At 48.4% G+C, this 20,703-nt stretch carries 19 protein-coding genes, 2 tRNA genes and 1 pseudogene; 9 read left to right on the plus strand and 13 right to left on the minus strand.

What is annotated here, in order from left to right:
* Positions 1-77: 77 nt before the first annotated feature.
* From ACEPST_RS01040 to ACEPST_RS01050, 3 genes are all read right to left on the minus strand, one after another.
* Positions 78-1,118 (minus strand): serine hydrolase domain-containing protein, encoded by a 1,041-nt coding sequence (locus tag ACEPST_RS01040; protein WP_204121427.1) that lies wholly within the window; start codon positions 1,116-1,118, stop codon positions 78-80.
* Positions 1,119-1,926: 808 nt separating this feature from the next.
* The gene (locus ACEPST_RS01045) at positions 1,927-3,768 is read right to left on the minus strand and encodes an ABC transporter ATP-binding protein (protein WP_204121428.1); all 1,842 of its coding nucleotides are present in this window, start codon (positions 3,766-3,768) and stop codon (positions 1,927-1,929) included.
* Entirely contained in the window at positions 3,761-5,494 is a 1,734-nt protein-coding gene (locus tag ACEPST_RS01050) for an ABC transporter ATP-binding protein (protein ID WP_395390460.1), read from the minus strand. The genes ACEPST_RS01045 and ACEPST_RS01050 overlap by 8 nt, the downstream gene beginning before the upstream one ends.
* Before the next feature lie 418 nt (positions 5,495-5,912).
* Between ACEPST_RS01050 and ACEPST_RS01055 the strand changes: the two genes are divergently transcribed.
* The 4 genes from ACEPST_RS01055 (at position 5,913) to ACEPST_RS01070 (ending at position 8,806) form a co-directional block, all read left to right on the plus strand.
* On the plus strand, positions 5,913-6,242 hold the full coding sequence (locus tag ACEPST_RS01055; protein WP_125766197.1) for a hypothetical protein: 330 nt from the start codon (positions 5,913-5,915) through the stop codon (positions 6,240-6,242).
* Positions 6,243-6,365: 123 nt separating this feature from the next.
* Complete coding sequence (locus ACEPST_RS01060; protein ID WP_395390461.1) at positions 6,366-7,025, plus strand: helix-turn-helix domain-containing protein; 660 nt, start codon at positions 6,366-6,368, stop codon at positions 7,023-7,025.
* Positions 7,022-7,918, plus strand: a complete 897-nt coding sequence (locus tag ACEPST_RS01065) for an IS3 family transposase (protein ID WP_395390462.1) — start codon at positions 7,022-7,024, stop codon at positions 7,916-7,918. Before ACEPST_RS01060 ends, ACEPST_RS01065 begins: the two co-directional genes overlap by 4 nt.
* A gap of 112 nt (positions 7,919-8,030) precedes the next feature.
* Positions 8,031-8,806 (plus strand): IS5-like element ISLpl3 family transposase gene (locus ACEPST_RS01070; RefSeq protein WP_096109514.1). Its coding sequence is split into 2 segments (ribosomal slippage): positions 8,031-8,355 and positions 8,355-8,806, totalling 777 coding nucleotides; the frame shifts between segments, so codons are not numbered across the junction.
* A gap of 757 nt (positions 8,807-9,563) precedes the next feature.
* Here ACEPST_RS01070 and ACEPST_RS01075 read toward each other — a convergent pair.
* From ACEPST_RS01075 to ACEPST_RS01085, 3 genes and pseudogenes are all read right to left on the minus strand, one after another.
* The gene (locus ACEPST_RS01075; protein WP_204122095.1) at positions 9,564-9,770 is read right to left on the minus strand and encodes a hypothetical protein; all 207 of its coding nucleotides are present in this window, start codon (positions 9,768-9,770) and stop codon (positions 9,564-9,566) included.
* A gap of 163 nt (positions 9,771-9,933) precedes the next feature.
* Positions 9,934-10,419 (minus strand): annotated as a pseudogene (locus ACEPST_RS01080) (GGDEF domain-containing protein); the annotation flags it as partial.
* Positions 10,420-10,434: 15 nt separating this feature from the next.
* On the minus strand, positions 10,435-11,058 hold the full coding sequence (locus tag ACEPST_RS01085) for a hypothetical protein (RefSeq protein WP_239064546.1): 624 nt from the start codon (positions 11,056-11,058) through the stop codon (positions 10,435-10,437).
* A gap of 288 nt (positions 11,059-11,346) precedes the next feature.
* Here ACEPST_RS01085 and ACEPST_RS01090 point away from each other — a divergent pair, with 288 nt between their 5' ends.
* From ACEPST_RS01090 to ACEPST_RS01105, 4 genes are all read left to right on the plus strand, one after another.
* Entirely contained in the window at positions 11,347-12,009 is a 663-nt protein-coding gene (locus ACEPST_RS01090; protein WP_204122094.1) for an EAL domain-containing protein, read from the plus strand.
* Positions 12,010-12,219: 210 nt separating this feature from the next.
* Positions 12,220-12,543 carry a hypothetical protein gene (locus tag ACEPST_RS01095; RefSeq protein ID WP_204122093.1) on the plus strand — a complete coding sequence of 108 codons (324 nt, stop codon included), beginning with the start codon at positions 12,220-12,222 and terminating at the stop codon, positions 12,541-12,543.
* Positions 12,544-13,550: 1,007 nt separating this feature from the next.
* A complete protein-coding gene (locus ACEPST_RS01100; RefSeq protein WP_204122092.1) occupies positions 13,551-14,537 on the plus strand; it encodes a hypothetical protein in 987 nt (328 codons plus the stop codon).
* A 196-nt stretch (positions 14,538-14,733) separates the two neighbouring features.
* Positions 14,734-15,405, plus strand: a complete 672-nt coding sequence (locus ACEPST_RS01105) for a site-specific integrase (RefSeq protein WP_275404342.1) — start codon at positions 14,734-14,736, stop codon at positions 15,403-15,405.
* A gap of 200 nt (positions 15,406-15,605) precedes the next feature.
* Here the strand turns inward: ACEPST_RS01105 and ACEPST_RS01110 are convergent.
* Positions 15,606-15,677: transfer RNA gene (locus ACEPST_RS01110), tRNA-Gln, on the minus strand.
* 182 nt (positions 15,678-15,859) lie between these two features.
* On the opposite strand from ACEPST_RS01110, the gene ACEPST_RS01115 reads away from it, so the two are divergent.
* Positions 15,860-15,932: transfer RNA gene (locus ACEPST_RS01115), tRNA-Glu, on the plus strand.
* A gap of 131 nt (positions 15,933-16,063) precedes the next feature.
* On the opposite strand, the gene ACEPST_RS01120 is transcribed toward ACEPST_RS01115, so the two are convergent.
* The 6 genes from ACEPST_RS01120 to ACEPST_RS01145 form a co-directional block, all read right to left on the minus strand.
* Positions 16,064-16,519 carry a EutP/PduV family microcompartment system protein gene (locus tag ACEPST_RS01120; protein ID WP_203646158.1) on the minus strand — a complete coding sequence of 152 codons (456 nt, stop codon included), beginning with the start codon at positions 16,517-16,519 and terminating at the stop codon, positions 16,064-16,066.
* 33 nt (positions 16,520-16,552) lie between these two features.
* Positions 16,553-17,395, minus strand: coding sequence for an ethanolamine utilization protein EutJ (gene eutJ, locus ACEPST_RS01125; RefSeq protein ID WP_204122077.1), 843 nt, complete (start codon positions 17,393-17,395; stop codon positions 16,553-16,555).
* 29 nt (positions 17,396-17,424) lie between these two features.
* Positions 17,425-18,255 carry an NAD(P)H-dependent oxidoreductase gene (locus ACEPST_RS01130; RefSeq protein WP_204122076.1) on the minus strand — a complete coding sequence of 277 codons (831 nt, stop codon included), beginning with the start codon at positions 18,253-18,255 and terminating at the stop codon, positions 17,425-17,427.
* A gap of 92 nt (positions 18,256-18,347) precedes the next feature.
* Positions 18,348-19,145 carry a tyrosine-protein phosphatase gene (locus ACEPST_RS01135; protein ID WP_204122075.1) on the minus strand — a complete coding sequence of 266 codons (798 nt, stop codon included), beginning with the start codon at positions 19,143-19,145 and terminating at the stop codon, positions 18,348-18,350.
* Between the two features lie 14 nt (positions 19,146-19,159).
* Entirely contained in the window at positions 19,160-19,504 is a 345-nt protein-coding gene (locus tag ACEPST_RS01140; protein ID WP_204122074.1) for a BMC domain-containing protein, read from the minus strand.
* Positions 19,505-19,519: 15 nt separating this feature from the next.
* The gene (locus tag ACEPST_RS01145) at positions 19,520-20,701 is read right to left on the minus strand and encodes an acetate/propionate family kinase (protein WP_204122073.1); all 1,182 of its coding nucleotides are present in this window, start codon (positions 20,699-20,701) and stop codon (positions 19,520-19,522) included.
* Positions 20,702-20,703 lie beyond the last annotated feature (2 nt).

Raw genomic sequence — 20,703 nt, forward strand, 5'->3', positions numbered from 1 at the left:
CAGGCTGGAACCGGGCCCCACAGCAGGGAACCTTGAATCCACCGCCGGGAACGGATAAATCCCGCCTACACTTTCATTTAACAACTAAAATCGTGGGCATCGTAGCGGCTCTTCTCTGCCAGATACGTGCCAATCACCGCGTTGCGTTGGTCCAGGTACGGTTCGTTGGGCGCCACCGGATGGACCCGGTTGGTCAGAAAAACCATCGCCTGCTTGGCGGCCTGGTCGATGACCAAGTACGTCCCCGTGAAACCCGAGTGCCAGATAACGCGGTGCGGGGTCGGCCACTGGGTTGCGGTCAGTGCCCACCCCAGCGAGCGCCCGGCATGACCGGTGGGCGTCAGGTCATGGGCCAAATGGTTAACCAGCAACGGTGGTAAGACTGCGGCAACCTTTTCCGGTTGAAAATAGGCCTGGCAGAACCGGGCTAAGTCGTCCACCGTACTGAATAACCCCGCCGACCCACACCGTCGTTGCAACACGTAACCTTTAGGGTCATGGACCTCACCACGCACGAGCCCGCGTTCAACCGTTTGAGCCGTGGGAATACAAGCCAACGGATTAGCTGGCGTGAACGTGCTGTGAACCATGCCCAAGGGTGTCAACACGCGGCGTTGTGCAACCACCTGAATCGGATCGCCGAGAATCTTTTCAACGATCCAGCCCAGGAAAATGTAGTTCACGTCGGCGTATACCATTTTCCGATTAAAGGTGGGCCCAACATGCAATCCCAACAATCCGGCGGTCAACTCCGGCGCGGCCAACTGATTTCGGTTAGGAATGTAACCGGTGATGCCCGAGGTGTGCGTCAACAGGTGTTGAATTGTGACCCGTGTGTCCTGCCATTCGGGCAAGTAATCGCTGACCCGGTCCGATAATCGAAGTCGGTCCTCCGCCAACAGCTGTAAAACCACGCTCAGGGTGCCGACCACTTTGGTCAACGAAGCTACATCATACAGCATGTCCGGCCGCAGTGGTTCGGGAGCGGGCACCAGCGCGGCCTTCCCGTACTGCCCCGTTTCCACCCGGTCGCCATCGATCAGCGCAAAACTGACCCCTGGCACCACTTTCTCCTGAACCAGCCGCTGTAGGGCCGCCTTCGTTTGCGTATACGTCATGGACCGCACCTCTCTCTTCTCTACTAGCCCCCATTGTACCCGTTTGGCTTTCGCCTTGGCAATCCAAGATTCGGTTAAGACTTGGACAAGTACTGAATAGGCACGGACTGTGCGCAATATAAAACAAAAAGTGCCCCGCCCAATACAGGGCAGAGCACCAATAATTTTATTTAAATATCCAAAACACAGCCCACGCAAGCGGCCAATAAACACAACCACTCAGCTTACGGGTTAGTCGTGTTTCAGCCGCAGGGCTGGGAAAACTGGACCGGTCGTGGCAGTGACCAGAGGCGAGCCAAGGTGACCAGCTGTGTCGATGGCCTTGGCTGGGGTATTTTCCCAGCCTAGTCCATGGGACAACCTTTGAGACCGCTTCTCAGGCTCAAAGTTGAGGTGGAAGCCCGCCCTTTGGCTGGAACCGGCCCCACAGCAGGGTGCCTTGAGCTCGCCGCCGGAAACGGGCGCGACCAGGTCTAATCCTCAAAAAAGTGCCCCACCCAAAACGGGCAGAGCACTAATAATTTGATTTTTTAATATCCAAAACACACCAGACACACAGCCCAAGTAAGCAGCCAATAAACACAACCACTCAGCTTACGGGTTAGTCGTGTGTCAGCCGCAGGGCTGGTGAAAATGGGCTCAGCCGTGGGAGTTGCCTTAGCGGTTTACCGCTTAGGCAACTGATATCTTTGAGACGTGATCTTCGGCTCAAAGTAAGTCTGGAGACCGCTTCTCAGGCTCCAGACGTGTGCCCACAGCGTCACGGTCCATTTTCACCAGCCCGGAGGCGCAATGCAACGGCCTAACCCTAAGCCAAGTCGTTGCCGGTGAATTGACTGTTGTAGAGATCGGCGTAAAAACCATCCGCCGCCAGCAAACTGTCATGATTCCCGGTTTCCACAATGTGCCCATGGTTCATCACCACAATGTTTTCGGCATTCTGAATCGTGGATAATCGGTGCGCAACCACGAAACTGGTCCGCCCAGCCAACAACCGCTTCATCGCGTGTTGAATCAACATTTCCGTCCGGGTATCGACAGAACTCGTGGCTTCATCCAAGATCAAAACATCTGGATCAGCCACAAAGGCCCGAGCAATCGTTAACAATTGCCGTTGCCCTTGAGAAATGTTGGTGGCCGCTTCGTTCAGAATCGTGTCGTAACCGTCAGGCAGTTGCCGAATGAAGGTGTCCGCATGCGCCGCCTTAGCAGCTGAGTAGACGTCTTCTTCGGTCGCATCTTCCCGACCGTATTTGATATTATCAAAAATCGTTCCGGTAAACAGCCAGGTATCCTGAAGCACCATCGCAAAGTGCCGGCGCAAGTCCGTCCGCCCAACGGCGTGCGTGTCTTGCCCACGGTACTTGATTTGACCAGCATCGACATCGTAGAAGCGTTCCAACAGGTTAATGATGGTCGTCTTCCCGGCACCGGTTGGCCCAACGATGGCAACCATTTCGCCCGCCTTGACCTTCAGATTGAAGTCTTCAATCAAGGGATTGTCTGGCACGTACTTGAAGGCGACGTTATCAAATTCAATGACGTTGCCTTCACTGGCCGTCTGCTCTGGCAATTTAGCCGTGGTGGTGTCAGTCATGTCGTCTTCATCCAGCACGGAGAAAATCCGTTCGGCGGAGGCAATCGTGGCCTGAATCGTGTTGGTCAGGTTAGCCATCTGCGTGATGGGTTGGGAGAATTGGTTGGTATATTGCAGGAAGGCCTGCACGTTCCCCAAACTAACCGTCCCGTTGGCAACCTGAATCCCACCGATAACGGCGACAGCCAGGTAGTCCAAGTTCTTCACGAAGTTCATCAATGGGAAAATCAGACTGGAAACAAATTGCGCCTTCCAAGCCGATTGGTAATACTTCCGGTTGTGTTCTTCGAATTCTTCTTGCGTCGCACCTTCACGGTTAAACGTCTTGACCACGGTATGGCCAGCGTACGTTTCTTCAACCGTGTTGTTTAGGAGTCCCAAGTTCTTCTGTTGACTAGCAAAGAAGCGTTGTGACTTGGGAGCCACGATGCCGACCACTAAAATACTCAGTGGGACGGATACCAGGGCCACCAGCGTCAGCCAGCCACTGATGGTCAGCATCATGTAAAGCACACCGAAGAACGTCAGAAAACTCGTCACCATTTGGGAGAGCGTCTGTTGCAGCGTCCCACCGATGTTATCCATATCGTTAGCCATCCGGGACATCAAGTCCCCGTTGCTATGGGTATCGTAGTAACTGATTGGCAACCGTTGCATCTTTTCCTTCAGGTCGCGCCGCAAGCGGTAAACCACCTTCTGAGAGATCCAGCTCATAATCAGCTGTTGCACGATGCCAAACACCGCGGCACCGGCATACATGATTCCAACGACTAACAGAATGTGGCCAATTTTACCAAAGTCGACGGGTAAGTTGTGAATCGGAATCCCGGCCTTCAGTTCGGCCGTCCCCTTCATCACACCTTTAAACAGTTCCGTCGTGGCCTCACCTAAAATTTTGGGCGTCTTGATTTGCAAGACTACCGAAACGATGGCGAAGACCAAGACGACGAGGATACCGGGGATCCAGGCTTTCATGTAGCGGAACAACCGGATCGTCGTTCCCCAGAATTTTTGTGGCCGCTGTTTCGTTGCGGCACCACGTCCATTACGCATCGACGGTATCCCCCTTCCGCAGTTGTGAATCGAGAATTTCTTGGTAAGTCTCGTTACTTTCTTTCAGTTCATCGTGGGTCCCTTGACCAACGATCTTCCCACCGTCGATAACCAAAATCAAATCGGCATCGGCAACCGTGGAAACCCGTTGGGCAACGATAACGGTTACCCCATTTTGAACCTGTTCATCCTTCCGCAAGTCTTGCCGCAACAAGGAATCAGTCTTGAAGTCCAAGGCGGAGAAGGAATCATCAAAGATGTAGACACTGGCACGCTTCAAAATGGTCCGCGCAATCACCAGCCGTTGCCGTTGTCCACCGGAGAAATTATCCCCGTTTTGTTCAACGACACCGTCCAAGCCGCCTTCTTCTTTAATGAAGTCGCTGGCTTGAGCCACGTCTAAGGCATGCCAGATCTGTTCGTCCGTGGCATCCGGCATCCCAAAGGTCATGTTGCTTCGCACGGTTCCGGAGAACAAAACAGCTTTTTGTTGCGTGATAGAAATGGCATCGTGTAGGGCTTTTTGGCTCATCGCCGTCAATGCCGTGCCATTCAGCTTAATTTGACCACTTTCGGGATCAAATAGCCGCGGAATCAGGTTGACCAGCGTGGATTTACCCGAACCGGTCCCCCCGATAATGGCTACCGTCTGGCCGGCCGTTGCCGTGAAGTTCACGTCCGTCAGCGCTAATTTTTCAGCGCCGGTGTACCGGAAGTTCACGTGATCAAAGGTCAAGCTGGCTGCATCGGTGTTCAAATCAAGTGGTTGATCCGCATCGTTGATCTTACTCTTGAGGTCCATGACTTCATTGATTCGTGCCGCAGAGGCTTGCGCCCGAGGGAGGAAAACGAAGACCATGGAAACCATCATAAAGCTAATCAAAAGTTGGGTCGCATATGTCATGAAGGCAACTAAGTTACCCACTTCCATGGCTTGGTGGCCAATCAATTGACCCCCATACCAAACGATTCCAATATTGGTTCCACTGACAATCAAAGTGATGACCGGGAACATTAAGGAAACAATCATGAAGACCTTGATCCCAGTCTTGGTGTAGTCCTGGTTGGCCCCTTCGAAACGGTCCTGTTCAAATTGGTCCTGGTTAAAGGCCCGAATGACCCGCACTCCGGTTAGTCCTTCACGGAAAACCAAGTTGATGCGGTCAATCTTCTTTTGCAGACTCTTGAACAGCGGCACCGCAAAGTACATGATCAAGCCGGTAAAAAACGCCAAGATTGGCAGAGCCACGAGGAAAACCATGGTCAGCCGGGGACTCTTGACGTACGCCAGCACACCCGCACCAACCAACATGATTGGCGCCATTAGCATCATCCGTAACATTTGGACCATGACGTTTTGAATCTGCACCACGTCGTTGGTCGTCCGGGTAATTAAGGAAGCATTCCCCACCGTTTCAAACTCTTCAGTGGAAGAAAACGTGACTTTCTTAAATAAATCAGTCCGGATTCGTTGACCCATTCTTTGTGACTGGGTCGACGCATAGTAGACGTTCCCGGCAGCACCTAACACCCCAATGAAACTCAAGAGGAGCATCTGCCCACCAGTCCGCCAGATGTAGCCGATATCGTTGTTGGCGATCCCTTTATCGATGATGTCCGAAGTCAACGTCGGTAAGGAAAGGTCACAGGCAACTTGTATAATCATAAACCCAACAGCAAGGGCTACTGCCCACCAGTCCAAGTGTTTTCGGGCAAGTCGCATCATAGGAAATTTGGCCTTCTTTCTTCTAAGGTTACTCTATAAAACATCAAAATTGCATATGCGATAATTATACTCGCCTGAAATAGGTTTGCAATAAATGATTTCCGCAAATTTTAACTAGCCGGAAACCACTGGCGTTCCCTGACTAACGGTGGTTAAGCTACCCAGCGGTGCCACCTTTTACCAAGTTACTGTCCACCATCCGCGACCACGGTAAGGTCAGTATGGGAAATTAAGATTTTTATTGTCGCTCAATCATCATTTTTATAGAAAACTCGTATCCGCTTTCATTCACGTCCTAGCAAACTTTTGGCCAGACATCACAATCCGAATTGCTGAGTAAAGCCCCTTCTGGCAAGCGTTTGAGACTGGCAAACGCCGCAGAATTTGTTACAATGGGGTCACCGAAGGGAGAAAGATAATGGCGAGCAACTCAGATTCAATCTATAACGTCCTAACCTTTATCCATCGCCACCAAGACCGGGTGCGCTTTATCCAGCAGCGCAACAGCAACGTCATCGCGATTGGCGTGCCGGACACGGTTTCCGTGGCCAATCCAGAGCTCTACTTCCCCGTTGGCCACCTGCTGGTCAACCGGATGGACGATGACTTCTTGGCAATGAACGGCGACCTCCTCAACGATTTCTTCGAGCGGACCCGCAGTTCTAAACTAGACTATCGGGAAGTCTGGATCACGACCAGCCACATTCCGGCTGAGCAGACCTATTTGGTGGAGATGTCATTTGAATAACGCACGTATTGAAAAACGGACGGCCAGCTTGCTATAGTCCCCTTAAGGTTGACAGATGAAAAACTATAATTCATCTGTTAACTTTAAGGGGATTTTTCTATGCCTAGGACAAGATTTACAGCTATGGAGAAACTGGATATTTTGACTGGTCTATCACAGACCAAGTTGAACAGAAGCAAATACCTTGAGCAATATGGTATTTATGGCTCTACTATTCGTTTGTGGCGAGAACTTTACAAGCGTGATGGCCTCGACGGCCTAGAAGAACGCCATATCTGGACACGTTATAGTGCAAAGACCAAGCAGCAAGCCGTGGAAGCCTATCTAAATGGTAAAGGTAGTTTAGTTGAAATCAGCAATCGTTTTGGATTGAGAAGCGACAAGCAACTTCGCGACTGGATTAAGAAATTCCAGTATAATGGGACCAATAAATCATTGATGGCTACCCCGTCAAGAAGGCAGGTCCGCATTATGAGTCGTAAAACAACATTCGAAGAACGAATTAAAATTGTGGAGTATGTCACAGCTGGAAAGCATTCGTACTCCCAGGCATCCGAACACTTCAACGTCTCTTACCAACAGGTAAGAGCCTGGGTTCTCAAGTCCAAAGATGGTGGGTACACAGCATTAAAGGATGGCCGTGGACGTACTAAACCAGTTGAAGAAATGACTGAAGTTGAACGTTTAAAACTAGAGAATCGTCAACTAAAGGCCCAGCTCAAAGAACAGGAGGTAATGGAGCTCTTCGCAAAAAAAATCCGGGAACTACAGAACAAGGAGTGAACGCCCAACATAAATTAATATTCCAGACAATCCAGGAACTCAGTCCACAGATTCATGGCGCCCAAACCATTATTCTTCGCAAAGTGGGTCTATCTCGCCAAGCATTTAATCAATGGCTTCATCGTGAAGAAACCCCTTGGGAGCAACAAGAAGCGCAGCTTAAGCAAAAGATACTCATGTACTTCAATGCACATCGTCAGAGAATCGGCGCAGGAAAATTGAAGATTTATCTAGATCATGATTCAGATCTTGATTTTTACGTCTCGCTTAAGCGCGTTAAGCGGATTATGACTCTCCTGCATCTCAAGTGTCAAAGCAGACTGAAGAAACACCATCGAGTAAAACAAGCCGAACAAGAAATACGAGACAACGTATTAAATCAACGGTTTAATATGGCAGATAATCCAAATGAAGTGTGGTTGTCGGACGCCACCGAAGTTCGTTACGGTATCAATGGCGAGTACAAGGCTCGTTTGTGTGGTGTACTAGATCTATATGGCAGATATCTTTTATCCTACAATCTGAGTGTTACTGAGACCAGTGACGCAATGGTTGAAGTCTTTGAGCGAGCCTTTAGCAAAGCTGGAGAAGTTCATCCAATGGTTCATACCGATCGTGGTTCGGCTTACACTTCCAAAGATTTTAATAATCTAATGACCGAACACAAAGTCGTTCGGAGCATGTCCCGACCGGGAACGCCTTATGACAATGCCCCAATGGAACGTTGGTGGAATGAATTCAAGTTAAACTGGCTAGACAGCCACCCAATGCCTAAAACCAAGGAGGAGCTAATTAAGCTTATTGAGGAAGGTATTCACTACTTCAACTATATTGACCGTACAGCACAAAGAAACGGCTCCACCGCGGTTGAGTACCGCGGTGAAGCCGCTTAAACACATCTACAAAAATTATAGTATTTCATCCGTCAACTTGACAGGGACTAGGGACTGTCTGAAAACTAAAAATTCAGGTATAATCTGAGGAAAAACGAATCGAGGCATTCCGATGACAACACCTAAACGATACGAACTGGAAGATGCTCAGTGGGACCGAATCAAAGGATACTTCCCGCCATACCGGACTGGCCGTCCATCAAGCCTAGACAACCGTACCGCCCTCAACGCTATCCTCTGGCTCATGCGCAGCGGGGCTCCTTGGCGTGATCTACCTGAACGCTATGGCTCTTGGAAAACGGTGTATAGTCGCTTCCGAGCCTGGGTAAGTTCAGGCTTGTTCGAACAGGTTTTTCTCGAATTGATTGACAATCCCGACATGGAAAACTTGAGCTTAGATTCAACGATCGTTCGAGCGCATCAAAAGGCCACTGGGGCAAAAAAAACGCCGAATGTATGGTCGAAAATCAAGCTATTGGACTAAGTCGAGGTGGCCGAACGACCAAGATTCACGCACTCGTTGACGGATTAGGGAATCCCTTGGGTTTTCGCCTAACAGGTGGTCAAGTACATGATAGCCAAGTTGCCAGTGAGTTGCTGGAAGGCTTCGATATTTCTCAATCAAATATTATCGCGGATAAAGCCTATGGCACCGCGAAACTTCGCCAGTATATTAAAGATAAAGCAGCCGTCTATACCATTCCGCCAAAGGAAAATACCAAAGACAAGTGGACCTGTGATTACCACGTTTATTGTGAGCGCCATTTGATTGAGAACTTCTTCAATCAGTTGAAGAACTTTCGTAGGATTGCAACGCGTTATGATAAGCTCGCTCATGTTTATCTGGCTACGGTTTACATTGCCTCAATTTGCATCTTACTTAAGTAGTTTTCAGACGGACCCTAGTACAAGCTGGCCATCCGTTTTTGTTTTGTCTTCATTTATGGGCTTACGGGTTAAACGCGTGTACTCATCGCCTCCGGGCTGGTGAAAACTGGGCCTGGTCGTGTCCGTTCCCAGCGGTGGGCTCAAGATAACCTGCTGTGGGGTCGGTTCCAGCCTGAGGAACGGGCTTCCACCTCGACTTTGAGCCAAAAGGCGGTCTCAAAGGTCGTCCCATGGGCTAAGCTGAGTGAGAAACCTCAGCTAAGACCATCGACACAGCCGGCCATCTTGGCCCACCTCTGGTCACTCCCACGACCGGCCCAGTTTTCCCAGCCCTGCGGCTGACACGGGTTTAGCCCACAATGCCATTCGTCATTTTCTGTTGTCGTTATAACATTATCTGTTAATTAGTTGCGACGCTATTTAGTCAGTCTGAATGTGGCTGAAGCCGGGTGGAACAGGTTGCAGTCTCAAAGGTTTTCTCGTAATCTGGGATGGAAATGAACTCCAGCCAAGGTCACTTCCACGACCGGCCCATTTTTTCCCAGCTAGTCCGAGTGTAGCTGGAGGCAGTCAGGAAGGCCTGCCTGTGTCGGTGCTGTTGGTCGGGAGTTTTGCCCGGCCTTACAGCACGGGACGTGGGTGAGACTTGTGCTTTTCAAGGCTCACCCACGAGGTTGAAGACCGCTTTGGCTTCGACCGTTCCCCACAGGTTGGCCTTCCTGAACTGCCGCAGGCGCAACGCACACACACCAAAATACTAGCTGAATAGCGCGTGAGAGGCCCAGAGGCCGCCACCGATGACCAGGACCGCGACGATGAAGAAGCGGAACAGGGCCGCGAAGGCTACCAAAACAATGGCGCCGATAATTAACGTTCCCACGATGCCTAACAACCAGCCGGCCAAACCAAAGACCAGTCGCAAGATGGGAAATAGTAGTAACAATAGTAATAGTAAAAAGATCACGATGATCGCTCCATTCTGCCCGGGAACCCCCGGTTAAGTCGTATTTTACACGATTTTATTCAGGTTCGCATGGATTTGATATTTAAATATTTATAAAGGGTCCGAACGACTATCAAACAAAAACGCCCCCACTATTGTAGGGACGCTCGCTTGTCTGAATTCGTTAACCAATGGTAATCTGTTGCCGACCATTCTTCTTGGAATGGTACAGGTTGGCATCGACTCGCTTGTAAAAGTCCAACGGATTATGGTCACCTTCGTGTAGCACGGAAACCCCAACGGAAATGGTTACCTGTAAAATTTCCTCGTTATATGGGATTTTAAGCGCCTTGACCGCGTCAAACGCTGCCTCAGCCACCGGCCGGCTCCGATTGATGTCGTAGCCTGGCAAGAGGATATTAAATTCCTCGCCCCCGGTCCGGTAGAGAATAATCTCCGGATTGATGCTCTTAATCGTGCTGGCCACGGTACTGGCGACCTGCTTCAAGACCTCGTCACCAGCTAAATGCCCGTAGGTATCGTTCACCCGTTTGAAATGATCGATATCAAACATGACCATCGCCAAATTTTTCTTGTGGGCAACACTTTGATGGAAGTGATAACCGATAGCGTGGTCATATGCTGCGTAATTCTGAACGTGAGTTAGTGCATCCCAATTGGCGGACTAGAACAGCCGATCCTTGATACGACGGTCCTTGTCCTGAATCCGGAAGTACCCGTACATTAATGACGCTAGCACGGCGTAGTCCGCAATCTCAATCCAATACGTGCCCCATGGAAGATGGAACCGGAATTTAACAAATAACCACAATGCCATCCCAAAGCCCAATGCCACTGTAATGTAGCGGGTATACGGTGCGCGCCACAGATGGGTACTTTGTTGGTAGGAAATCATGTAGAAAAGGACAAACAGGAACGTGTATCCCCAAGAAAGGATGGCCGTCACGTTACCATTCATTAACATGAACCCGACCCCGGCCAATAGAATCAACCAGTTAGGTATTTTCAACTGTAGGAAGTACGCGACGAAGATTAGCAGTAGGAGTTGGAAATTGGTGAACGTCCACGACAGGTGGGTGTCCCGCACAATCAACTGCAAGGCGAAGACGGAGACCACCGCACAGGTCGTCCCCAACAGCACCTGAACCCGTTTTAAGTTATAGGGCTTACTGCTCGACTCCACCTTGGCAGTCACCCAGGTGAAGATGGACCAGTAGAGAGTGATGATTCCCAAGACAAAGAAAATACTAGTAATGATCGGCGGCACTAGCCACATAGTCCATGACATGGAATCAGTCTCCTTGTTTTCAATGAATTAACTGGCAACAAAGCCAGCCTCTGCTGATAAATTATCTTACGCTTAAGTATAACGCAATAATTTATTCATAGCACCCACTATAGAACATTTTATATAATAAATCCATAGGGCTTTATATAAATAAATATATCATGGGTTGAACGATTAGCGGTTTTTGTAGTCAGCCCCTATCGATTATTTTTGTAAATCGCCCCTATCCGTTTTCGTCAAAATAAAGTATGATAGGAGCAGACACTTTGGAAGGAGGACCTTAGCACTATGTACCGTTATTTTCTTCAGCCACAGCTAGATGTTTCCAACAATTCGTTAATTGGTTACGAATTATTGATTCGCCAACAGGTCGATGACAAATGGGTCCTACCCAAAGACTTCGAATCCATTCCCATCGACATTCAGGCCGACTTGATGAAACGGACCGCGCAAAAATTGCGGCTTAAGATTGGCTCCGTTTCATTTAATGTCAATCAGCGCCAATTCATCGATTGCACGATTGCTAAAGCCATTGTCGCTGCCCAACAGCAAATCTACCCCGTAAACTTGATTCTCGAAGTGACCGAGGAAGAGACTGACAAGGCCGTTTCCAATGAACAGCTGATCGAACAAGTTCACTTTTTCAATGACCACGCCATTCAACTGAGTCTGGACGACATCAGTACCGGGGTCAATTCCTACGAGCATTTGAAGCCAGTCCTCCCCTACGCCAGTGAGATTAAATTTGCCATGCAAAACTTCCGGGCAGAGGGCCGTGCCGATGAAATTACAGAACACTTAAAATTTTGGAAGAAGATTGCCCAAGAATACAAGCTCCGGCTCATTCTTGAAGGTGTGGAAAACGCCGAGGAAGACGAAATGGCTAACGACCTAGAACTGGATCTGCGTCAAGGCTGGTACTACGGTAAGCCCCATTTATTTAAGCTATAGTTTTTGGATCATGATATTATTTATTTTACAGGCGATTGAAGGTTGCTGCTGTTTAGGCCCTTTGATGGTCTTTTTATTTGGTTTCTTAACTATAGAAACCACTATTCCAGTGATTTCTGTTGATCTGGGGTATACTCTTTTTAATGTTAGTGGCGTTTGTTTTATTGGCTAGAAATGGCATTCTGCTCATCCTGATGAGGAGGACTTTACATGTTAAATGTTATAGCTGAGTACGCAATTTTAGTATTTTCAATTTTGATGGGGATTGCAACATTAGCAAACTTTAAGGCGTATGTCAGTGGTAATGGTTTGCTGAAAGTGTCCGGAGCTTTTAATTTACTTAGCCCATTACTTATTGCTGTATTTCTTTTTCTAGGCACTTCAACGGAAATTAAAATTGCTGTCACTTGTGCTGCTATCATTCTTATCGGTGCTGCCATTATGCATGGAATTGCGATTAATAATTTTCATTTAAAACACCACATCGTTAGAATAATTGTTTTCTGCTTAATGTTGTTTTTGGTTTGGGTATAGGGAGAAATTTTTCGCAAACTAAGAAGAACAATTTAGCTACCTATTGCCGCCCTTTATAGTTCTAGCCTCTTGTCCACGAAAGTGTGATTCAAAACGGTGTAAGCAGGAAAGTTGCCCGGCGTTTCGGTTGTCTGAAAAGTGGCTGCCCTTTTGGCTTCCATTCACAATAACACACATAAATGAGACCCAATTTCAACAGGTCAATGGAACTGTTAGCGTAACGGCTAACGGTTTTTATATTGCCATTATGTACCAAAAGAGCCCTACTCAATCTATTCGGACAGAGCATTCGGCAACAGAGGTTATTAGTTTTTGCCCCTTTTATGTTTTGCAGGTTAGGTGTATTTTATTAGGTAGAAAGCGGGGAAATACTATGGCTAACTTACCACACGCTATCACCCTTGCTGCACTGGCTAGTTCCGTTATTGGACTAGTCCTAGCAATACGAAACTTCGTTAAGGTGATGCGGCATGAATAAACAAAAGAAAGTTGACTATGAAAAGAAAACGCAAGTTGCTACTAACATTGGTATCGCACTCGTGCTAGTTCTACTAGTGTTACGGTTATTCTAAGGGGGGCAGTGTCATGAGTAATAAGGTTCTAAAGAAAAAGATTAAGCATCAATGGATCTATTTAAGAATTGCCGTTGCAGTTGGCATGGTATTAGTAGTTGCCAATATATTATTTCAGTAATCAAAAGGGTATCAAAATGAAAAGTAAAAAGGCAACTGCGCTACTGTATGGCAAGTAGTGTGATTAGTTTCCTACCCCTACCCACATTTTCAAATAAGCACACCGGCATCTAAGGGGGCATTACAATGAGTAAACGAACCATGAATACACTGACCGTTATTTCCTTTGCACTAGCTTTCATCATCTTAGCGGGAAAGGCAATTTTAAAATAGGTCAACTACTAACCATCTTTCTTATTCAGGGGATGGTTTTTAATTTACGCTCAGCAGGTTTACAATATTTTACAAGGAACAGATATATTAGGGGGTAACTAAATGATTAAGTTAACAGGTAAATACGCTGCTGCTCTCATGCTTCTAGGAACAGTTACAGGGGTTGGAATTGCTATGGGAACGCCTACAGCACATGCGTCAGTGACACCCATTGTAACGCCCGCACAAACAGCTAAAAACCAAAAAAAGTTAGATGCTCTATTTGACAAAATAGATATTAGTAAAGCATTCGGTGTTTCCGACAACTACGGTTTTGGGACGGCTGCTACAGTGAAGCCTGATACATACAATTATCGCCAAACGTATAAATTAACAACGGCCACTGCATTAACCAATGAGTTTAGACATAAAACCGTTACCCTGCCAAAAGGTTCGGTTGTGACAGGATATGCTGACGGAGATGGAAATTTGACCTCCCTAGACAACACTACTCTAAGCATTAAGAATCAGAAAAGAGTATTCAGCAATCTAGGCAACTGGAAATATAGTTTTCTCATGACTAAGGCAAACGGTGCAGCAGTTAAGCCATACACACGTAGCACTGCATTTTCTTATAATTCTTTGGCTAGTGTTCCCGCCTTGCCAATCAAGAATAACAAAGCACCCCATAACGGTGATGAAAGAACGCGACCATTTATTACTGTCACGGCGGACAGCCAACTTGTCTATCACAGTAAGGGCACAGTATACACGGCAACTCGCTATGCTAAAATCAAGAGCTTTAAGCGGTCTCATTCAACGCTTACCTACTATCTTAGCAAGCCTGTTAAAGGTGTAACTACCAAAAAGACCAAGGTAGGTAAAACGTACCGTTATAAGATGACTCTCAAGTTAGGTCACATTTATCAAAACGATATGATCGATTCTGATCCGGGTGAATTCAACCTCTCCGTCAAGAACGGCAAGCAGACGTTTTTCCTAGCATTCAGCGATATTGCAGAAGACTACGTAAACAGCGTAACCGGTTATGAAACCGTGACTGCCCGTTATTCTAAAGTGGCAGCTGATTATATTCAAGGACTATACTAGAGCCAACCAAAAAGGCCACCCATGGCAGGTGGCCTTTTATTTTTCTCTCAGATTGGTGCCCGTCATCCCCAAAACAAGCCCAGATTATAAGTCTCACCTGCGTAGACCTAACCTGCCCCACTACAGTTAAGATGGCAAATAACTCTCACCCGGGACATGCTACCTCTCATAGATCTAAGGCGTATCCTCTGTAATCATCCCCGTTAATAAAGATAATCGTTCAGGGCACAACCTTGAAAACTATTTCGACCGGGCCGAACTGGAACACTTTTTTGAGTGCTTGAACGATGATGATAACGACCCGCAGGCCAACGTATTTTTCAGGTTAGCGGCTTTCAGTGGCATGCGTAAATCTGAAATGCTCTGCCTGCAATGGTCGGACATCAATTTCAGTAAGAACACGGTAACCGTCTCTAAGACGCAATCACGAGGCGACAACGCGCGTTTGCTGGTGCAATCCCCTAAGACTGCCCGCAGTAATCGAACCGTCTACCTTGACCCCAAAACGTGCCATATTCTACAGCAGTGGAAACTTGAACAGCGAACCCAACTACTGCAATACGGATTCAACGTTAATCAGGGACACAACCTTATCTTTGCCAACGAAAATAACGAAATGTGCCAACCCTCTAAGCCGCGTAAATGGTTAGAGCATACTCTCAGCAAGTATGATTTGAAGCACGTCACAGTGCACGCTTTCCGTCACACGTATGCTACGTTAGCATTTGAGGCCGGTGCCTCTATCAAGTCAGTACAAGACCAGTTAGGACACTCTAGTTATAAGACCACCTTAGATATTTACACGGCCGTCACGGATAAGGAAAAGAACGAGGCAACAGAGAAACTTGCCAGCTATTTAAATTTCTAGTTGGTGTAGATCTACAGCGAGCAGGAAAGTTGCCCCGCATTGTGAATGTCTGTGTGAATGTCTAAATTGAATGTCTAATTGAATGTCTTTTGAATGTCTTTCAGCGGTATTTCACAGATACCCATGCAAAGCCCAATGTACTAAAAAAGCCGCTATATCAACCCCCGTGAGGTCTAATAGCGACTAATGCAAAACTACTATTGGGTATACTGGGCTCGAACCAGTAACTTACGGATTCAGAGTCCGCTGCCTTACCATTTGGCGAATACCCAATAAGACTTCTGTTGCCTGGACAACTATTTAATCTTAACTTGTTCAGCTTTTGGTGTCAACCAGTTTCACCTAAAAAATCCGAATTCTTGCATGAAGTCCCATTTGAATGTAATTTTATGCAGAGAAGGATTGACATTTTTTAGCGAATAGGTTAAATTAGATATTGCTAGTAGGGATTATTGCCCGTTGGTCAAACTGGTTTAAGACGTCGCCCTCTCAAGGCGGAGCTACGGGTTCGAGCCCCGTACGGGCTATCAGTTGTCCACAAACGTTGGTAAAACAACGTTTGTGGACTTTTTCTTTGTCTAAATTTTCCGGACACAAAAAATCGGTAAAAGTTCGTGGACTAGACCAATCAAAGGAACTTCAACCGTTCTTTTTTGTCTCACAATTTAGCTGGATCTTTCACCGTTAAGCGATTCAGCTCCTGCTCAAATTCAGCGACACCCTCACCCGTGACCGCCGACAACAAGTAGATCTGCTGCACACCAGCATTTTTCAACTGCTCTCGAGCGTAGTCGACCTGTTGCGGCGTTGCCACATCTATCTTAGAGATGACGCCAATCGTTTGAACCGGAAACATGGTGGTAAAGGCCGGTGGGAAAACCGCCCGCTGGTCAAGCCCGCTCTGAATCGCCACAATCAGCTTGGCCCCGGTCGACATCGTCATCAGTGACGGGTACAGGTAACGGTGCTCAACGAACTCACCGGGGGTATCGATAATCTCTCCCCGAAACTCTACTGCCTGGGTTTTATCATAGCTAATTTTCTCGTGATGTAGGCGCTGAATCAGGGTGGTCTTGCCACACCCAATCGCGCCGACAAACATGGCTTTTCTCATCGCAAACCAACCTCCCTTCACCACATCATAACGCTAATCATACATGGCAATGCCAATCGGGGTAACAAATTGCGGGAAGTCCGGCTTACTTGCCGGCGTTCCCAGTGCCTGACTGAACGTTTTAATGAAGTCCTTAAAGTTAATCGCCCCGCCAACCACGATAACGGGTTCCTGTGGCTGACCTTGCGTCGCCGAGCGGGTAATCGCCGCCATCTTCTCGACAACTGGCCGGATAGTCGCGAAGACTTCCAGTTCCTTTGTGGTATCGCGTTTGAAGGTCTCGGCTTGAGCCATGTCCCAGTGATTGTGCCCTGCTAAGACCATGGTCATGTGCGAGCCACCCGTCGCTTCATCCGTCACGTAGGTTAACTGATTATCCTTAAAAATACTGATCCCCGTGGTGCCACCACCAATATCAACGACCGTACCATTTTCCAAGTGTAAAAACTTAGCCGCGGCCGTGGGTTCATCGACCACTGCACTGCAAGTGAAGCCCGCCGACTCAATCACGTTGGCCACGATTTTAGCACTGCCTTCACCCGTGCCAGGTGGAATGGCGCCACTAGCGGTCGTCAACGACACACCCAGAATCTCTTCTGCCTGTTGTTTCAACCGCATTAAAATCCGTACGGAATCCATGAAATTAACCACTAAGCCATCACGAACCGCGTGATCATATTCAAAATTTCCATAAAGCACGTTATCGTCATGGTCCAAAACCACCATCACGATGGACGAGGTTCCTAAGTCGACGCCCACCTTTAGCGTTTCCTGGTCCGTCACTGGCCGCGTCGCTTGATCGCCGTTAACGACCTGCGCAAACTGATCAAGTTTTTGGTTCGCCGCCGTGACTAAATCTTGTTTTTCCGCAATCATACTGAACACCTCATCATCAAGTGACTTCACTAATGCAGACATAACCGTTGGGCAATTGACGGATGCTGCTTAAAGAATGCCTGCGAGTATCCGCAACCCGCCACAATACTTAGATCAAATAGTCGTGCCATCATAATTAGTTTTAGCATCAACTGACCCGCCAGCCCCTGATGGGCAAAGTCCGGTTCAATGGTGACCTCAGTGATCACTAGCAGGCCCGTGCTCCAATCAAAGGTTGCCTGACCGATGGCTTGCCCTTGTTGCTGTAGCTGAATGTCGTCTGGAGCAAAGGCAAACGTTAACGCCGGTGACGCCAGTTCGGCGCCTTGAACCGCCGCAACCAGCCGCGCCATCGCTAGCTTCAAAAATGTGATTGTCGGTTCATCCGTTAGCAAGTCATGCTTGGCAAATAACTGTTCCACGTCGCTAAGATAGATTTCTGAGGGTTGAATGACCTGCATCCCCAGCACCAAAGCTAACTGTTTCAGCTGCTGATTCGCGCTCATTCCGCCCAGTTTACCGGTCGAGGCCGAGGCAATTAAGGCGGGTTTCCCCTGCCACAAATTACCGTCATCAGATACCGACGCGATATCCAAGGCATTTTTTAAACAGCCCGGCATCCCCCGGTTAATTTCCGGCGTAACTATGCAAAAGCCGTCTAATTCTTTGATCTGTGCCTTGAACGCCCGACAAATCGCCTGTTCTCGACTACTCATTTGATCATGTAACAAGGGCAAGTGGGCCAGTGAAATCGGCTCAACCATGACGGTATTGGGGCCCATCAAGCCTAAATTGCGGACAACTTTTCGTGCATAGGATTCCGCCCGGAGACTCCCTGCCAATAACCCAATTCGTTTCAAAAGAATCGTGCCTCCTTCACTAATGACCCACGCTTCTCAAAAAAATCCGCAACAACCTAGGTGCCAAAATACCTAGTCATCGGGGATCTTTTTTAACCCAATTCTGATGTTAAGTATATTTGCTGTAACCGGCGAATCACTGACGCAGATACCCCCACAAAGTCGACCAGGTAATCACTGATGCTTCCAAATTCACCAGCAATCAAGGTTAAGGCCTGGTCAAAATAATCGGGTGAGGCTATCGATAGGTCAATAATTGAGGACTGAAAATTGGCATTCATTTGATAGTCACGCGCCGCGATGAGTCGCCGCACGACCCTTGCTAAACAATACTGATTCGTACGCAAATAGTCTTGCTTGATCTGGGAAATGGGCACGCCCAACGCCCCTAGAAGCAGCAGCGCACACATACCAGTGCGATCCTTACCAGCGGTGCAGTGGAACACCACCGTCTGCGGCTTGTCCTGCGTCAATAGGTCAAAGAACTGCCGGTAGGCCTGGCGCGGTTGGGCGTTCAGTACCAAGCGGCGGTAAACGCGGAGCATTCTGCGGTACCCATTGCGGGCGTCACTCGCATAAAACTGATTGCGTCGCTGAATCATTTGGACACTCTCAGTCTCATCGTTATCAAACAGCGGAATGTGCGTCAGCTGAATCGATTCGGGTAGCTTATCCGGTGCCTGACGCCACTCCGCGTGAGAACGCGTGTCAATCACCGTTGTCACGCCGTAGGCTACTAGCTTCTCTTGATCTGCTACTGTTAAATTGGCTAGGCTATCCGCCCGCAGCAACCGATGCGTCCGAACGCGCCGGTGGTCAAATGTCTCCAGACCACCCAAGTCGCGGACGTTCACCGCGCCTACTAACGGTAACGCTTGTTGCTTCATCATTTCTCACCACACCACTATGTTCGTGTAATATTGGTGACATCGAATCCCAGCAAGTCTCTCAGCGTGGTCACCACTTGCCGCAACGCCGCCTCGACCTCTGAGACCTCACCGACGATGACGACCGACCCACTAAACCGGTCAATAAATCCCAATTCCACATTGCTAGATTTGGTTGCAATATCGCCGGCAATAATGGACGTTTCACTGGGCGTAATCGTCAAGATTCCCAGTGCATTGCGATTCGTCTGGATACCCAGTTTCACGTAGATATCTGGCGTTGGATTAGCAATAATATGTGCCAGCGTCACCTGCTTACCAGGCACATACTCTTGAATTGAACGTGCAATATCGCGAGCCATTCCGTTCACCTTCTCCTAACTATCCAAAACCTTCTCAGTCTCCCGGGCAATCACCAGTTCCTCATTGGTCGGAATAACCAGCACTTTGACGCGACTGTCAGCGGCCGAAATATCCAGGTCATTGTCCTGGTTCGCCTCGGCATCAATTTTGACGCCCAGGTAACCAAAGGCGGCACAGACCCGTTCACGAATTGGCGCGGAATGCTCGCCCACACCGGCCGTAAAGACCAACGTTTGTAAGCCCCCCAGGTCGGCCGTATAGGCGGCAATGTAGGACTGAATCTGGTGCACGTAGATCTGTAAAGCTAACTTCGCGCGGTCGTTGCCGTCAGCCTCTGCCTGTAAGACATCACGAACATCATTGGACACACCGGAAATCCCTAGTAATCCCGATTGATGATTGAGCAGCTGCCGAATATCAGCAGCGCTAAAGTTCTCTTTCTCCGCGATGAATGGCAGAACGTTGGGATCCACGTCCCCAGAGCGGGTCCCCATCACCAGGCCAGCCAGTGGCGTGAACCCCATCGAGGTGTTCACCGACTTGCCGTCCCGAATAGCACAAACACTGGCGCCGTTGCCCAAGTGACAGGAAATAATTTTCCGCGAAAAGTCTTGATCATAGCGCCGGTTAACCTCGCTATAGATGTACTGGTGAGATTGCCCATGGAAGCCGTACCGCCGGATCCCATATTTGGCATAATATTCAAATGGTAGCGCATACATATAGGCCTTTGGCGGAATCGTACTGTGGAAAGATGTATCGAATACCGCGACTTCACTAGCACTTGGCAACAACTTCTCAAACGCTTCAATCCCCAATAAGTTAACCGGATTGTGCAGCGGCGAAATCGTTGCCAAATCCGCAATTTTTTGTTGGACAACTGGCGTAATCTTGGTGGTTTGGGTATATTCACGGCCACCATGCGCCACCCGATGGCCGATACCAACAATCTCTTGCTTATCTCGAACCGCCCCACTGGCCAACAGGGCATCCGTGACGAGTTGGACGGCCTCGGTATGGTTTTGAACTGCTTGGGCCTTTTTGTAGTGCGTTCCCTGATAATCATAAGTGAAGACGGCATCAGAATGGCCGATTCGATCAACCAAGCCACTGATAATAACGGTCTCTGCTGGCATGGCGTACAATTTAAATTTCAGCGAGGAACTCCCCGCGTTAACGGATAAAATCTTTGGCATAC

Origin of the sequence: Levilactobacillus sp. FUA 3915 (assembly GCF_044053135.1) — a bacterium.
GTDB classification, from domain to species: Bacteria; Bacillota; Bacilli; order Lactobacillales; family Lactobacillaceae; genus Levilactobacillus; species Levilactobacillus lanxiensis.

What these genes read in the sequence shown, in the direction of transcription:
- ACEPST_RS01040 (WP_204121427.1), bottom strand. Translation starts at nt 1,118, where the DNA reads ATGACGTATACGCAAACGAAGGCGGCCCTACAGCGGCTGGTTCAGGAG.
- ACEPST_RS01045 (WP_204121428.1), bottom strand. Translation starts at nt 3,768, where the DNA reads ATGCGTAATGGACGTGGTGCCGCAACGAAACAGCGGCCACAAAAATTC.
- ACEPST_RS01050 (WP_395390460.1), bottom strand. Translation starts at nt 5,494, where the DNA reads ATGATGCGACTTGCCCGAAAACACTTGGACTGGTGGGCAGTAGCCCTT.
- ACEPST_RS01055 (WP_125766197.1), top strand. Translation starts at nt 5,913, where the DNA reads ATGGCGAGCAACTCAGATTCAATCTATAACGTCCTAACCTTTATCCAT.
- ACEPST_RS01060 (WP_395390461.1), top strand. Translation starts at nt 6,366, where the DNA reads ATGGAGAAACTGGATATTTTGACTGGTCTATCACAGACCAAGTTGAAC.
- ACEPST_RS01085 (WP_239064546.1), bottom strand. Translation starts at nt 11,058, where the DNA reads ATGTCATGGACTATGTGGCTAGTGCCGCCGATCATTACTAGTATTTTC.
- ACEPST_RS01090 (WP_204122094.1), top strand. Translation starts at nt 11,347, where the DNA reads ATGTACCGTTATTTTCTTCAGCCACAGCTAGATGTTTCCAACAATTCG.
- ACEPST_RS01095 (WP_204122093.1), top strand. Translation starts at nt 12,220, where the DNA reads ATGTTAAATGTTATAGCTGAGTACGCAATTTTAGTATTTTCAATTTTG.
- ACEPST_RS01100 (WP_204122092.1), top strand. Translation starts at nt 13,551, where the DNA reads ATGATTAAGTTAACAGGTAAATACGCTGCTGCTCTCATGCTTCTAGGA.
- ACEPST_RS01120 (WP_203646158.1), bottom strand. Translation starts at nt 16,519, where the DNA reads ATGAGAAAAGCCATGTTTGTCGGCGCGATTGGGTGTGGCAAGACCACC.
- eutJ (WP_204122077.1), bottom strand. Translation starts at nt 17,395, where the DNA reads ATGATTGCGGAAAAACAAGATTTAGTCACGGCGGCGAACCAAAAACTT.
- ACEPST_RS01135 (WP_204122075.1), bottom strand. Translation starts at nt 19,145, where the DNA reads ATGATGAAGCAACAAGCGTTACCGTTAGTAGGCGCGGTGAACGTCCGC.
- ACEPST_RS01140 (WP_204122074.1), bottom strand. Translation starts at nt 19,504, where the DNA reads ATGGCTCGCGATATTGCACGTTCAATTCAAGAGTATGTGCCTGGTAAG.
- ACEPST_RS01145 (WP_204122073.1), bottom strand. Translation starts at nt 20,701, where the DNA reads ATGCCAAAGATTTTATCCGTTAACGCGGGGAGTTCCTCGCTGAAATTT.